The organism is Bacillus sp. FSL K6-0972 (assembly GCF_037976035.1).
Classification (GTDB): Bacteria; Bacillota; Bacilli; order Bacillales; family Bacillaceae; genus Bacillus; species Bacillus haynesii.
The window spans coordinates 4,147,399-4,162,016 of the sequence record NZ_CP150260.1 but is presented as its reverse complement, the minus strand read 5'-3'; the positions used below and the strand labels follow the sequence as shown (position 1 = coordinate 4,162,016).

Annotated in this window: 14 protein-coding genes; 5 read left to right on the top strand and 9 right to left on the bottom strand. The window is 44.6% G+C overall.

All coding sequences use genetic code 11. The features are described from left to right. The first annotated feature begins 496 nt into the window (after positions 1 to 496). Positions 497 to 2,755, top strand: a complete 2,259-nt coding sequence (locus tag MKX80_RS21175; protein ID WP_268293777.1) for a glycosyltransferase — start codon at positions 497 to 499, stop codon at positions 2,753 to 2,755. A gap of 18 nt (positions 2,756 to 2,773) precedes the next feature. On the opposite strand, the gene MKX80_RS21170 is transcribed toward MKX80_RS21175, so the two are convergent. After that, the gene (locus tag MKX80_RS21170) at positions 2,774 to 3,325 is read right to left on the bottom strand and encodes a pyridoxamine 5'-phosphate oxidase family protein (RefSeq protein WP_268293775.1); all 552 of its coding nucleotides are present in this window, start codon (positions 3,323 to 3,325) and stop codon (positions 2,774 to 2,776) included. Between the two features lie 92 nt (positions 3,326 to 3,417). Between MKX80_RS21170 and MKX80_RS21165 the strand changes: the two genes are divergently transcribed. Both MKX80_RS21165 and MKX80_RS21160 read left to right on the top strand, forming a co-directional pair. Beyond that, on the top strand, positions 3,418 to 4,818 hold the full coding sequence (locus MKX80_RS21165) for a PLP-dependent aminotransferase family protein (protein WP_315941038.1): 1,401 nt from the start codon (positions 3,418 to 3,420) through the stop codon (positions 4,816 to 4,818). A gap of 103 nt (positions 4,819 to 4,921) precedes the next feature. Continuing rightward, positions 4,922 to 5,740 carry a polysaccharide deacetylase family protein gene (locus tag MKX80_RS21160; protein WP_186807190.1) on the top strand — a complete coding sequence of 273 codons (819 nt, stop codon included), beginning with the start codon at positions 4,922 to 4,924 and terminating at the stop codon, positions 5,738 to 5,740. Between the two features lie 32 nt (positions 5,741 to 5,772). On the opposite strand, the gene MKX80_RS21155 is transcribed toward MKX80_RS21160, so the two are convergent. The 7 genes from MKX80_RS21155 to MKX80_RS21125 all read right to left on the bottom strand — a co-directional run bounded on the left by MKX80_RS21155 (position 5,773) and on the right by MKX80_RS21125 (position 11,727). Further along, entirely contained in the window at positions 5,773 to 6,024 is a 252-nt protein-coding gene (locus tag MKX80_RS21155) for a hypothetical protein (RefSeq protein ID WP_154996138.1), read from the bottom strand. A gap of 309 nt (positions 6,025 to 6,333) precedes the next feature. After that, on the bottom strand, positions 6,334 to 6,513 hold the full coding sequence (locus MKX80_RS21150) for a hypothetical protein (RefSeq protein ID WP_182069808.1): 180 nt from the start codon (positions 6,511 to 6,513) through the stop codon (positions 6,334 to 6,336). A 114-nt stretch (positions 6,514 to 6,627) separates the two neighbouring features. Further along, positions 6,628 to 6,978 carry a YxeA family protein gene (locus MKX80_RS21145; RefSeq protein WP_268342923.1) on the bottom strand — a complete coding sequence of 117 codons (351 nt, stop codon included), beginning with the start codon at positions 6,976 to 6,978 and terminating at the stop codon, positions 6,628 to 6,630. A gap of 6 nt (positions 6,979 to 6,984) precedes the next feature. Beyond that, positions 6,985 to 8,862 carry an ABC transporter permease gene (locus MKX80_RS21140; RefSeq protein WP_234112416.1) on the bottom strand — a complete coding sequence of 626 codons (1,878 nt, stop codon included), beginning with the start codon at positions 8,860 to 8,862 and terminating at the stop codon, positions 6,985 to 6,987. Then, positions 8,837 to 9,610: an ABC transporter ATP-binding protein gene (locus MKX80_RS21135; protein ID WP_154996131.1), complete on the bottom strand. Its 774-nt coding sequence runs from the start codon at positions 9,608 to 9,610 to the stop codon at positions 8,837 to 8,839. The genes MKX80_RS21140 and MKX80_RS21135 overlap by 26 nt, the downstream gene beginning before the upstream one ends. A gap of 450 nt (positions 9,611 to 10,060) precedes the next feature. Beyond that, positions 10,061 to 11,041, bottom strand: coding sequence for an ATP-binding protein (locus MKX80_RS21130; protein WP_154996129.1), 981 nt, complete (start codon positions 11,039 to 11,041; stop codon positions 10,061 to 10,063). After that, positions 11,038 to 11,727 carry a response regulator transcription factor gene (locus MKX80_RS21125; protein ID WP_182069814.1) on the bottom strand — a complete coding sequence of 230 codons (690 nt, stop codon included), beginning with the start codon at positions 11,725 to 11,727 and terminating at the stop codon, positions 11,038 to 11,040. The genes MKX80_RS21130 and MKX80_RS21125 overlap by 4 nt, the downstream gene beginning before the upstream one ends. Before the next feature lie 205 nt (positions 11,728 to 11,932). On the opposite strand from MKX80_RS21125, the gene MKX80_RS21120 reads away from it, so the two are divergent. Next, positions 11,933 to 12,979: a lactonase family protein gene (locus MKX80_RS21120; RefSeq protein ID WP_268310571.1), complete on the top strand. Its 1,047-nt coding sequence runs from the start codon at positions 11,933 to 11,935 to the stop codon at positions 12,977 to 12,979. A gap of 86 nt (positions 12,980 to 13,065) precedes the next feature. Here the strand turns inward: MKX80_RS21120 and MKX80_RS21115 are convergent, their stop codons facing one another. Then, positions 13,066 to 13,413 (bottom strand): helix-turn-helix transcriptional regulator, encoded by a 348-nt coding sequence (locus MKX80_RS21115; RefSeq protein ID WP_043926859.1) that lies wholly within the window; start codon positions 13,411 to 13,413, stop codon positions 13,066 to 13,068. A gap of 215 nt (positions 13,414 to 13,628) precedes the next feature. Between MKX80_RS21115 and MKX80_RS21110 the strand changes: the two genes are divergently transcribed. Continuing rightward, the gene (locus MKX80_RS21110; RefSeq protein ID WP_154997233.1) at positions 13,629 to 14,618 is read left to right on the top strand and encodes an asparaginase; all 990 of its coding nucleotides are present in this window, start codon (positions 13,629 to 13,631) and stop codon (positions 14,616 to 14,618) included.

Below are 14,618 nucleotides of genomic sequence, written 5' to 3'. Positions count from 1 at the left end.
TCCCATGATGATCAAGGGCAACTTGATTTGGCTAAAGACGTGTCTGGACACTGTTTAATGGCCTTGTGCAGGCTGTTTTTGATGCGGTTATTCCCGAATATCCTTTTATTGGAATGGGAATCGACACAAAAAAGCTGTTAATCCGTCAAAAATAAATCAAACATTTAGGAGCAGAGACCTTTTTTCTTGTGTGAACCGTTGATACATTCAGCTCCTGTCTCCGAACAAACAGAGGACGTCTGCGACAAAAGATTCAACCTTGATGCTGGATATATGTGAAGGGGGATCGATGTGAGTCTTATGCATTTTTTAAATAGGTGTCTATAGTCTTATAATATTTTATGTTTAGTAGACATAAAGATATATTTTTTATCATTTTTTAAGGAAAATTAGGTCAAATGGTGGTAATATATTCGAGTGCAAAAGAATGAAATAAAGGAATATTTTAGAGAAATTCTGTGAAAAGAGTTTTTTATCAGCACATAAGGAGAAGAAAATGGAATTAATTTTACACTACTATCCCGCAGCAATGATTGCCCTGATTCTCATCGGGTATTTGGGATCTCGGATGAATCCGCGTTTTAAGAAGTTTTTAATCATATTGTGTCTTATGACGAACGGTGTGTATATTGTATGGCGGTTCGGCTTTACAATGCCCGTCTCTCGTCCCGCCGACATCGTAATGGGTGTCATCCTGATTGCAACTGAATGTATCGGCTTTTTACAGCTGTTGATCTTTTATACGCTAGTATGGAAGGAAAAGAAGCGGGAGCCGGAAATGCTTGGTGATCAAGACCATTGGCCGAGCGTTGATATTCTTATTGCAACTTACAACGAGGAGCGCCATGTGCTGAAAAAGTCAGTGGCAGGCTGTCTGAACCTTGATTATCCAAAAGAGCTTGTCAACATTTATTTGTGTGATGACGGAAGGCGGACGGATATTAAAAAGCTGGCTGAGGAACTTGGCGTTTATTACGTTACAAGGCCAAGTAATGAGCATGCAAAAGCGGGGAACTTAAATCATGCGATGAGCTGCTCGAACGGGGAACTGATTGTGACGATGGATGCCGATATGGTCCCGCTTCCTTCATTTTTGCAGAAAACTGTCGGCTATTTTAAGAAGGAAAAAGTGGCTTTTGTTCAAACGCCGCAGGCCTTCTATAATGAAGATCCTTATCAGTACAACCTATTTTCAGGAGCGAACATTCCGAATGAGCAGGACTTTTTTATGCGCAGGCTCCAGGCCGGGAAAGACCGTTTTAATGCCGTCATGTACGTCGGCAGCAATACGGTTTTCAGAAGAACCGCTTTGGAGGAAATCGGCGGTTTTGCGACCGGTGTGATTACCGAGGATATGGCAACCGGAATGCTTTTGCAAACAAAATTTAAATCTGTTTTCGTCAAAGAAGTCCTTGCGGTCGGTCTCTCGCCGGAAACGTGGACGGACCTTTTGAAACAGCGCGACCGCTGGTGCAGAGGAAATATTCAGTGCGGGAAGAAATGGAATCCGCTTTTCTTAAAAGGTCTGACGCCCATGCAGCGGATCCTTTATTTTGACGGTATTCTCTTTTGGTTTTTCGGCCTTTTTAAGATGGTATACATTCTGGCGCCGCTCTTGTTTTTGCTGTTTGGCATACATAGCTTAAAGACCGATCTGTGGTCGATCACCTCGTTTTGGCTGCCTGCGTTTTTAGGTTCTTACCTTTCATTTAAAGCCGTTTCGGACCGGCAGCGCAGCATGAGCTGGAGCCATATTTACGATACATCGATGGCGCCGCACATGGCGATATCGGCCTTGTCAGAATTCATTTTCAAAAAGCGGTTTGATTTTAAAGTCACGCCGAAGGGTGTCAACACAGATCGGAGAAAATTCAAATATACGACGGCGCTGCCATGTGCGATTCTGCTCGCAATGACAGTGTTTGCTCTCGGAAAAATCCTTTATGAATTTTTGTTTCTTCATACTTTTGATATGAACGTCACATCGTATAACTTATTTTGGGTTCTCTATAACATGACAGGCCTCATACTTGCGCTGCTCGTTGCCTTTGACAGGCCGAGATTTCGAAGCTCTGAGCGGTTCACAGTCAACAAGTCGGCGGCTTTTTCCACCGTTTCAGGAGATGAGCATGAATGTGAACTGATAGATGTGAGCGACACGGGCGCGCGTATCAGACTGCCTTATACGGCTGATTCGGATATGTACTATCATGTGGACGGTCTGATCATAGATGCGGTCGGAAAAGTGCCGGCTCGGGTGATGTGGACGACGAAAGACGCGAACGACATTGAAATCGGGCTGCATTTCAAAGAGATGGACAAGGAACTGTATGTGAAGCTGATCGGTTTTATGTTTAATGAAGAAAATGCAAAAAAGTCCGACCGGGAGAAGCGGGCTGATACGTTGTCAACAGTGATGCGCTTTTTAATGAAAACTGAAAAAACCCCGGATGCATTCAAGAGAAAATATGTCCGCGAGGCCTTTCAAGGTCTGGGAACACTGCTGTTCCCAGATGATACAGAGAAAGGTGCTCACGAGATCATGATTAAGGACATCAGCTTGTCAGGCTGCCAGATTGAATCCGGTGTCCCGCTTGAGATGAATGAATATGTGCTGGTTTCTATCAATGAGAAAGATCCGGATCAGCGGCTGGCGCTCGTCTGCTGGATAAAGAAGCGGAGAAAGCGATACACAGCGGGATTGAAATTTATAGATGAACATGCATCACAATCAATAGGAGACCCGGTAGCATAAGCTGCGGGTCTTTTTTTGTCAACGGTCATCCTGTACGGTCCGCCCGTATTCGAATTTCATGCTATGGTTCAGCATGTTTTCTTTAGCTGTGATCTCTATAGGCTGAACTTTAAAGACAACGGTTTTGCTGCCTAAACTCGATCTGTATTTTTCGACATGTGTTTTGTGAAGCGGAGAACTGTAGTATCCCGGTACGTATTTGTCGAGAAGAGACTGCATGGCCGATGTTGCTTCATCTAAGTCTGTGATCATTGACGCTGTGCCGAAAAGAACGACGCTCATATAAGCGGTATCTGTTTTAGCGGGAATCGGGTGCACCATTGTTCCATATTGTTCGCTTACTGTGAAGCATACGTTTGAATTCTCGTGCAGCATGTCCATTTTCCGCCCCTCTGATGCCCCGTGAAAGTATATGCAGCCGTTTTTCCAAACGAAGTTCAAAGGGATGACATATGGTGTCCCGTGAGCGGCCAAGCCGAGGTATCCGGTTTGTGCTTCGCTTAAAAATCGGCCGATTTTTTCTGAATCTGTGCATGCCAGCTTCTGCTGGCGGATGGATTGATGATGCATAGCAGTCACGCTCCTTTTTAGTTGTTATGATGATTGTAGGTTGTAATTGTCCCTTTAAAAAGAGACAATAGTAGAAAACTTGATGAGGTCAGATGATGATAGAGTTAACGCCTTTCCTAAACAAAACAGTCAGAACGCCGCTTTATATCCAGCTCTATCAATATATAAAAAAAGAGATTGAAGAGGGCGGGATCTCTCCCGGAACCCTTCTGCCGTCCATCCGCTATTTATCCCGGCATTTACATATCAGCAAAAATACCGTTGAGAGCGCCTATCAGCAGCTGACTGCAGAAGGGTATACAGAGAGTAAACCGAGAAGTGGAATTAAGGTGCTTCCGTTGGAAAAACCGCTTGTACCGAGCGGCCATTTTACATATCCTGAACGTCAAAAACGAGAGGAAGAACCCGCTCGGCGATATGATTTTCAGTATGGAGATATTGATTTGGATCATTTTCCGTTCAAAACGTGGAAGAAGTGTCTGCAAGATGCTATGAACAGTGACAGCCCGGATTTGTTTCTGTACGGTGATCGTCAAGGTGACAAAGGTCTCCGGGCAGAGTTGGCAAAATACTTATTTCAAGCAAGAGGCGTACGCTGTTCCCTTGAGCAAATCGTGGTGTGTTCAGGGACGCAGTCTGCAGTCAGCCTGCTTTGTCAGCTGCTCCCCTCCAACGGGAGGGTGGTTGCGGCTGAAAATCCAGGGTATGACGGTGTCCACTCCGTTTTTTTGAACCATGGATACACCATCCGTCCAATCGGGCTTGAGGCGGATGGAATTGATTTGTCACAGCTAGCTGAGAGCCGGGCGAAGCTTGCTTACATTACGCCGTCTCACCAGTTTCCGTATGGTATGGTGCTGCCGATTCAAAAAAGATTGAAATTGCTGAAATGGGCTGACCAAAACGATGCTTATATCATTGAAGACGACTATGACAGCGAATTTCGCTATCAGGGTCAGCCTATTCCATCTTTAAAAGCGCTTGATACAAAAGAAAACGTCATATATCTAGGGACATTTTCCAAATGCTTTTTACCGGCGGCCCGGCTGAGTTATATCGTTTTGCCGGAGAGGCTGACAGAGCAATTCTGCGAAAGGTTCGGCCGCTACAGTCAATCTTCTTCACCGATGATTCAAAGAGCGATGTATTTGTTTATGAAAGAAGGGTTTTTTGAAAGACACATTCGTAAAATGAAAAAAGTGTACCAGGAGAAGCATCAAACATTGATTTCAGCGATTGAAAAGCATTTCGGCCATGAGGTCAACATCATAGGAGAAAAAGCGGGACTCCACATTTTAATGGAAGTCAGACGGGATATAAAGGACCTCATTAGTAAGGCGGAAAAGCACGATGTGAAGGTTTATCCCGTTTCAGACTTTTGGATCGATCCTCATGAAAGCCCTTCTTCCATCGTGATGGTTGGTTTTGGGGGGCTTTCTGAACAAGACATCGAGGAGGGAGTCAAGAGACTCTATCAGGCATGGTTTGCATGAATGTTAAAACATGCTGAGGCCGTCCGATATTAAAAAGGCAAATAAGTTTAGCTGAAAGCAGGAAAAAAGAGTGAAAAATACAAAACTGATTCTCATTTTATTGATGTTGACAGGAGCAATGTACGGGTGCTCAAGCCATGAAGCCAAAGGGGAAGAGACAGCAAAACCAAAAGCGGCGCAGCAAGCGCCGGAGCGATCAAAAAAGGAATCTCAGCAAAACACAGCGTCCATTGATACAGCAGATTGGATCAAAGTAAACGGTCCGGCCCGCATTCCGATTCTCATGTATCACAGCATTTCCTCAGGAAACAGCCTGCGCGTACCGGAGGCGGAGTTCCGCGGACATATGAAATGGCTCAAGGATAACGGCTATTACACGTTGACACCCGAAGAAGCCTATATTGTCTTAACACAAGATAAAATGCCGAGTGAAAAATGCGTGCTGATTACGTTTGATGACGGTTATACAGATAACTTTGAAAAAGCGTACCCGATTTTGAAAGATTATGAGATGAAGGCGACAATTTTTATGATCGGCAAATCGGTCGGCAGAAAAAATCATTTAACAGAACGCCAAATGAAAGAAATGGCCGAGCACGGTATTGCCATCGAAAGCCATACGATCAATCATGTCGAACTGAACGGACTTGCTCCAGAGCAACAGCTGAGCGAAATGACTCGTTCCAAAACATTGTTTGACGGCATGCTCAAGCAAAACACAATTATGCTGAGTTATCCAGTTGGACGCTATAATGCCGAAACGCTCAAACAGGCTGAGAAGGCGGGGTATCAAATGGCGGTGACGACAGAACCTGGGGCAGCTGCAAGGGATCAGGGGATGTATGCGCTGCACAGGGTCCGCATCTCGCCGGGTATGTCGCCGGACGCCTTTGGAAGAATGGTGGAACACAGCAGACAATAGGAAAGACGGCATTTATCATGATGCCGCTTTCCTTATTTTTTTTCGTTTTGGTGCGTCGGGCTCATGACAAGCCGCAGATTCGGGCGCATACCTTCAGAGGTTCGGCGGTTTGCCGTCTGCCCGGGTGCGGTTTCGATTACCCTCAAAAATCCAGTCGGCGCAGCTGCCTGGCGGATCAATATTCTGCTTTTCGGTGCCGCTTTTTTATAAGATCTTTTGTTGCTCTTGTCAAAAAAGAATGAATACAAAATAAACAGAGCCAATAAAACCAGTAAAAAAATCATCTGGAAAAAACCCTCCTTATCATGAATGTCTTCTTTTAATATCGAACAAGTAGGTGCAAAGTTTTATATATTTTGTATCAGAATCGATTTATTGTGACTTTTAAATCGTTTGAAGAGCGGGAATCTGCTGTCTTTACATCATTCCCAATCGGAAGTCTGGTTAAACAACTGAATTGATGATGACGTATTTGGAGTTAATGGTGAATGTGATGAAGGGAGATGAATATACCCGGCTGACTGCAGCAAGAACTGCATCCAGCCTAGGGATCCGAGTAGGAGCAGAAGATAGGTAAAGGCAGCCCGCAGGTCTTAACAGCCACCGCCGCCATCGCCGCCGCCACCGCAATCACCCCCGCTGTCTCCGGATGAGTCAGGACCTCCAATAAAAAAAGTTGAAGAGCTACTGCCGCTGTTTTTTTCGTCGGACGGCAACATAGAGGCGTAGAGAAGGAAAACCACCAGTATAAAACCAATCATTCCAACAATCATATGAAAACCTCCTAACCAATATGACTTCTGTTTTTATACGAACAACGGGCCAAGAAGTTTCGGAATTTTGTAAAAATATAGTGATTCATAGAAAAACGGCTTAGGCGCCGTTTTTTAGTGCTTGATCAATTTGGTCCGAACTGCACTCGGCATGTCGCCGGGCTGTACTTCTTCCCATATCTCAACATATTTTCCCTTCGCGTGTACCTTTAGATAGGCGTTTTTTCGAAGGGAATCGCTGGCGGAGAATGTAATTTCTTTTTCTTTACCGGTGTCATTATATCCTTCCAGCGTGTACTCATAGCGGCCCGGACTCAGGTGCTTACCGTCTTTGTTGATCTGGACATACACGCTTTCTTTCTTCACAAGTGGATTGAACCTGTCTGTCACCTCATTATGAATCAACAGAAATGCGCCGATACATACAGCCAAAGCGGCTGTAATGAGGGAAATTGTTTTTTTCATATTTTATCACCTTAAACATCCTTTTAATTTTTTCAAATAGCTTTTCCGAATCATCATAAAGAATAATAGTTGGAAGATCAGAAATCCGCCTATCGTCATGAACACCGGAGCTGCGAAATGACCAAGACTCTGGGCCTCGAGCGTCTTCATCGCAAAATACGCATGAACTGAGGCGAGAAAGAACGGAAAGAAGAACAGGATGGCCAATTGAATCGTTACGCTCTGCGTCATTTCCTGTTCGCTCAGGCCGATTTTTGAGAGCGACCGGTAGCGCTGCTGATCTTCTTCAAGATCGGTAAACAGGCGGAAGTAGAGAAAACTCCCGGATGCCGTAAAAAAGAGAACTGCAATAAAAAGTCCGATAAACAGACTCAAGCTTGGAAGCTGAACAGTTTCAAAATAATTAATGGCCTTTGCGTCAAATTGAAATTGGATATTGTGCGCTTTTTCTCTAAGATCTTTTTCCAATGATTGGCTCATATCAAGGCTCTCTTTCCAGCGGTTGTACTTATAGCCGTACAATGTGACGGATTCGCCTTGTTTTTTCAGCTTTTCAAAGGTTTTGCCGTTTACGACAACGATGCTGTCTAACGAAATGAGCGGTTTTTTAATACCTTTTACTTTTAGCCGTTCATTTGCCGGCTTCAAATCTTTGTTCAACATGTTCAAGGTCTCGGGAATTTCCCGCTTTTCTTTTGCTTCAAAGGCGTTCGGATAATACAGCGCCTCGCCGTCTTTCAGTTCACCAGAATCTAACTTGAAGTGCTTTTGGAATTCGCCTTCAGAGATCAGGAGCACCGGAGGAAGGAGATCTCCCTGGCTATAGCTCATATAAATTCCTTTTGTCACTTCCTTTGCATACGAAAAATGTCCGTCCTTCAACTTTTGTTCGATCAGCTTAACGTGTGGTTGTTCCTTTTGGTTCCCGCTGTATAATAAGTACTCTATCTCATATCGGGAATCCAATTTTCCGATAGAAGTCTTTGAAATCACCAATGTGCCCGTGGCGGTAAAGGCAACCGCTGAAATGATGCAAACAAGAAAGAACAGGCGGGCATTATCTTTCAGCCGATAGACAAGATCGGATACCCAAAGCACGTTTTTTCCGCGCAAATAAAATGACCTCCGCTTTTTTAACAGCCGCAGCAGCCAAATGCTGCTTTGGCTGAAGAAGAAATAAGTCCCGATGATTGTCAAAATTAAGATCGTGACGGCTTGGGGAAAATGGATCTCGGCGAACAATACAAGCCAGTATCCGGAGCCGAGGCAGCCGATGCCGATGACCGAAAAGATAACTGACGGTTTTGGCTCAGGTTTTATTTTCCCGGTACCTTTGATCAGCTTGGTAACCGTTTTTGATTTAATAAACAAGACCGTAAATTGCGACAGCAGAATAAACAGCGCGAGAAAGCAGGCGGATGTAAGAGTCATCGCTTTCCAAGGCAGATACAATGGCAAAGCGTCCATTTCCAGAATATAAGCGCCGATCGTAAAGAATGTTTTTGCAAAAACCAGACCGCCGATGATGCCTGTAACGATCGAAAGCATGCCGATGATGATGTTTTCTGCGGTAATCAGTTTTCTTAATTGAACGGGAGTGATTCCTTGAATGGTGAGTATCCCGAATTCCTTGCTTCTCGACTTGAGAAAGGCGTTGACGGAATAAAGCACAAACAGAATAGAAAAAGCGAAAATCATCCATTCAGCCACCGATAACCCCCGTTTTGCAATGTTGTTTAAGTAGCCTTTCTCTAAAGCAGGGTGGAACAAAAACATCGCAAATGTGAAAAAAATCATCACTGAAAACGAGCTGCTTAAAAAGAAGGCGAGATAGGCTCTTTTATTCCGGACGACGTTTTTATAAGCGAACTGAAGAAAGGTCATTGGCGTTTCCTCCCAGCATGGACAGCACAGTCAGAATCTCTTCATAAAATACTTGGCGGTTGGCGCCGCGGTAAATTTCGTTGAATAATGTTCCGTCTTTAATAAAAATGACGCGACGGCAATAGCTTGCGGCAACTGGGTCATGCGTGACCATCAATATCGTGGCATTGTCGTTTTCATTAAGATGCTGCATCGTTTCCATCACGTCTTTTGACGCCTTGGAATCGAGGTTCCCCGTCGGTTCGTCGGCGAGGATGAGAGCGGGCTGATGAATGACAGCTCTTGCGATGGCTGCGCGCTGCTTTTGTCCGCCGGATACTTCAAACGTCCGTTTATTCAGGAGTTGTTCGATGCCGAGTTTTTCAGCAATCGCCTGAAGTTTATCTTCCATAACGGAAAGCGGTTTATTTTCAAGCGTTAACGGCAGCATGATATTTTCGCCGATCGTTAGCGTATCCAGCAAATTAAAATCCTGGAATACGAATCCGAGCTGCCTGCGGCGAAAGTGGGCAAGTTTTGCCCTCTTCAGATGATGCGGATCTTCTCCGCGAATCAAAATGTCGCCGGAATCGGGGCGGTCAATCGTTGAAATGATATTGAGAAGCGTCGTTTTTCCTGATCCGGACGGCCCCATAATCGCCGTGAACTCACTGTCCTCTACATTGAATGAAATATCTTTTAAAGCCTGATGAGAGACTTGTCCTTTATATGTTTTATTGATGTTTTTAACGATCAGCATGTCTGTCATGATATCCTCCTTTTGCGATGCTTTCCTTTACAAGCGGTGCTCGCTTCCGATATGTCGCAATTCTCTATATCCACTCCAGCGGGCCCCATCCTGAAGCCGAAACGCGCTTATGAAAGCTTAAATGGCCAGTGGCAGGTGCAAAGAATGACAGCCTCGTTTTTTGTTCAGCGCGCGATAAAAACTAGTAAAAGTCCACGACGAACAAAAAGGAAAAGGTAATGTAGAAGCGCTAGTAAAGTTTGTTTTGGGCGATCAGATGGCTGAGGGCCGCCTGCCCTGAAGTCGATCATAAAAATGATTCCGCATAAAGCGAATCTCTTATATCATCGAGTGTGTCGACTCTTTTCATAGACTTGGATTGTATATAAAAAATCCTCCTTTCCACGTTTTGTGTAAACAAATCATATCAAGGAGGGTGGGGATGAGCTATGCGGTTTTATTAAAGAAGACTTACATTTTTGTAAGGAACGAAAATTGCACAGTCGTTCCTTTCCCTTCTTCTGAAGCGATGCTCACATCATGATTGAGCTTTTCTGCAATCTCTTTTACAAGGTAGAGGCCGATGCCCGTCGATTCCTGAAAGCGCCGTCCGTTTTCCCCGGTGTAATAAGGCTCAAATACCCGTTTCAAATCTTGTGAAGGAATTCCGACTCCGTAATCTTTGATTTCCAGGACGATGCCTTCACCTTTACGGAATATCGTCATATCAATGCGTTCGCTTCTTCCTGACGAATACTTAACAGCGTTTGTGATGACCTGGCCAACGGCAAATCTAAGCCATTTGCGATCGGAGTAAATAACGGCGTCTTCAGCGAGTACCTGTTTATTTGGATAGACACGGTGCTGTATAAAATAACGTTTATAGCGCTGAATCTGCGAATTAAGCAGCTCGCCAAGTGACACGGCTTCTATTTTAAAATCCTTTTCAAACAGGTCAAGCCTTGATGAATAGAGGAGCGTTTCCAGTCCGTATTCAATCTGCTGGACTTCTTTTTTGATTTGTTTAAAAACGGGTTCGTCCTCTTCCTGGATGATCAGATTGATGACGGAAAGCGGTGTTTTCACCTGATGCACCCATTGATTCATGTAGGTTACCCTGTCTTCCAGCTTGGACTCCATCTCATGTATTTTGCGGTGGTGGAGCCGGCTCAGCTCCATATGTTTTTCATAGAGCTCTGAGCAAAATTCAGACGTCCCCAGAAAAGGAATGTCTGTATCTTTTTGTTCTGAGCCGAGCCATTGGTAGACTCTGTGTTCTTCATACCATTTGTAGAAAAGATAAAGCGCCAGCGCCAGAAGCTGAACGCCGAGAATGTAAAAAAGGTGGGTGAAAGTCTGCATGCCGGCAAACCAATAGTAAAAAAACACGAATCCGCCCTGAAACAGAAACAGAAGGATGAGGACGGCATGTTCTTTTAGAAACAGCTTCATGATTTCGCCCTCAGTTGATACCCTTCGCCCCGCACTGATTCAATTGAGAAGGGCACGCCCATGCTTCGCAATTTTTTGCGAATCCTTGTGATATAGACATTTAACGTGTTTTCATCTACAAATGTATCGGTTTCCCATGTCTTCTCCATTAACCGGTCTCTGCTTGTCACCTTTTCTCCTCTTTCAAGCAGCACTTCCAAGAGTTTGCTTTCCTTTTTTGAAAGCTCGAGCTTCTCATCCCGGTAGCGCAGCTCAAAACGTTCGACAAACAGCTGGACGCTTTCAAATTCAATCACTTTTTCTCCTTGTTTTACGGCGTATTCTCCAAATGCTCTGCGAATTTGGCCTTTAATTTTAGCGAGCACCACCTCATAGGAAAAAGGCTTCTCTATATAATCATCGCCGCCGTTTTCGATCGCCATGACCTGATCCATTTCTCCGCTTCTCGCCGAAATGAAAATGATCGGACAAGTCGAATGCTGACGGATTTGCCGGCACCAGTAGTACCCGTCGTATGACGGCAGATTGATGTCAAGCAATACCAGGTCAGGCTTCTCTTGGAGAAACATTTCAAGGACAGAGGTGAAATCAGTCGCTACAACAGTTTCGTATCCGTATTTTTCTAAATGATCGCGTAAAAGCTTCCGAATGTCTTCGCTGTCCTCGACAATCATGATTTTCGTCATTTTGAACACTCCTATGAACACGTCTCCACTGCCGAAAATGAGCGATTCCATTATAAAAGCGGCAGTGAAGGTCTCTTATGTTAAGAATATCATAAAAAGTTTTTTTTCATGTGAGCGCTTAAGGTTTTTGCACACCAGATCATGATAATTCAGTTTCTGTGAGTTAAAATAGGAATGGACGACTGTCAAAAAAGGAGAGGATCAAATGGCAAAATACAGAGGTTATATCGGAACATATACAAAAGCAGACAGCGAAGGGATTTATACATTTGAGCTTGATACGGAAAAAAAGGCGTTAAGCACGCCGAAGCCGGCAGCAAAGCTGGGCAGTCCGACATATTTGAATATCGCCAAAGACAATGAAATGCTTTATGCAGTGGTCAAAGACGGCGATAAGGGCGGGGTTGCGGCATACCGTGTTGACGGTTCCACAGGAGAGCTGACTTTCGTCAACCAGCAGACCGGGGAAGGACCGTCACCTTGCCACGTCAGCGTCGATCAGAATAACCGTTATGTTCTGTCCGCCAATTACCACAGCGGGACGATCATGGCATACCCTTTAAATGAAAGCCGCGGTCTGCTTGAGCCTTCAGCAAAAGTGCAGCATGAGGGATCAGGACCGCATGAGAGACAGGAAAAAGCGCATACTCATTATTCAGGATTCTCACCTGATGAGAAATATGCAGTAGCCGTCGATCTCGGAACGGATCATATCATCACGTATCAATTGAAAGAGAACCGGCTTGAAGAAGTGAAAAAACACGCTGCTGCACCGGGATCAGGGCCGAGACATATCGAGTTCCATCCGCAGGAAAAGTATGCGTATGTATTAACGGAGCTGAGCAATGAAGTCATCGTGTTGGAATACAACCCTGATTTGGGTGAGTTCAGGGAGATTCAAGTCATTTCGGCATTGCCGGAAGGCTTTGACGGCGCGAGCCAAGGCGGCGCCATCCACATCACAAAAGACGGCAAATTTGTATACGCTTCAAACCGCGGACACGACAGCATCGCCGTTTTCAGCATCAACGAGTATTCGGGCGAACTTTCCCTGATTGAACACGTATCAACTGAAGGGGAGTGGCCGCGCGACTTTGAGATTGATCCTTCAGAGCAATTTTTAATCGCTTCCAACCAGGAAACAGGGACTTTGACATTGTTTGAAAGAGACCTGACAACGGGCCGGCTGACGCTTTTGCAGTCCGGAGTTCCTGCTCCTGAAGCAGTTTGTGTGAAATTTTTACATCAATAAAAGCAAAAAAACTTGATTGGCCTTTTTAGCCAGTCAAGTTTTTTCTTTTTTATAACACTTGCAGCATGCGGTTAACCGCTGTCATTTTACCCCGCATCCAGCTCTTTTTTGACTTTGATAAACGCAACCATCTGCTTGATTTCTTCTTCGGAAAGAAGCGTCCCGTCGACTGCCAGCTTGAGCTTATCCCAATCCGTCAGTTCAATAGCTTCGTTTTTAGCCTTTTCATCCCGGGGATCGTCAACTCTGCCGAGCAAAAAGTCGGTGGAGGTATTGAATAAATCAGCGATTTCGATAAGCGCCTCTAAAGAAGGGCGGCGGTAGCCCGATTCATAGCCCGCGTAAGTGCTTTTCGCAATACCGAGGCGGTCGGCAGTATATTGCAATGACCATTTTTTATTTTTTCTCAGTGTTGTTAATCGATCTAAATTCATATCTTACGCTCCTTTTGATACACAGTGATTATAGCACATTATCAGCAAAAGTGTACGCGAAATGAATAAAGTTTCTTGATTATTTCACATTTGAGGACTATAATTGCATTGAAGGTACGCATAAAGCGTATACATTCCTAATGTATCAAGCCTTCTTTGCTAAAATCAATCATGCTTTATACTGTATCAAACTACTTCTTAAAGAGGTGTAGCACATGAAAAAGTTACTGCTGTTGACCACCGGCGGGACCATCGCTTCAGTAGAAGGCGAAAACGGACTGGCTCCGGGGGTTAAAGCGGAAGAGCTTCTCAACTATTTATCTGATGATCATTCAAATTATACGATAGATTGCCAATCTTTAATGGATATAGACAGCACCAACATGCAGCCTGAACACTGGGTGATGATGGCAGAGGCTGTGCATGAGAATTACAGCCGCTACGACGGATTTGTGATCACGCACGGAACCGATACGATGGCCTACACCTCGGCGGCGCTTTCATACATGCTGCAGAATATTGATAAGCCTGTTGCGATTACGGGTTCCCAAGTTCCGATTACATTTAAGAAAACGGATGCGAAAAAAAATATTAAAGATGCGGTCCGCTTTGCGTGCGACGGCATCGGCGGAGTATACGTCGTCTTTGACGGCCGCGTTATTTTAGGCACGAGAGCGATCAAATTAAGAACGAAAAGTTACGATGCATTTGAAAGCATTAATTATCCTTACATCGCTTTTATCCATGACAAGGAAATCGAGTATAACAAACGGGTTCCCGAAGTAAAGCCCGGCGCTTTGAAACTCGATACCTCCTTAAATACCGATGTTTGTCTGGTGAAGCTTCATCCCGGATTAAAGCCTGAGTTTTTTGATTGCCTGAAAGGTTCATATAAAGGTATTGTGATTGAGAGCTATGGAAGCGGCGGCATTCCTTTTGAGAAAAGAAACATTTTAGAAAAAGTGAACGAGCTGATCGATTCCGGAATGGTCGTAGCGATTACGACGCAATGCCTTGAAGAAGGAGAGGATATGAGCATTTACGAGGTCGGCCGCAAGGTAAACCAGGATGCCATTATCCGCTCGAGAAATATGAACACTGAAGCGATCGTTCCGAAGCTGATGTGGGCTTTAGGGAAAACCGGACAACAAGCAGAAGTCAAAAAGATTATGGAAACGCCAATTGCGGACGATATCATCATTTAA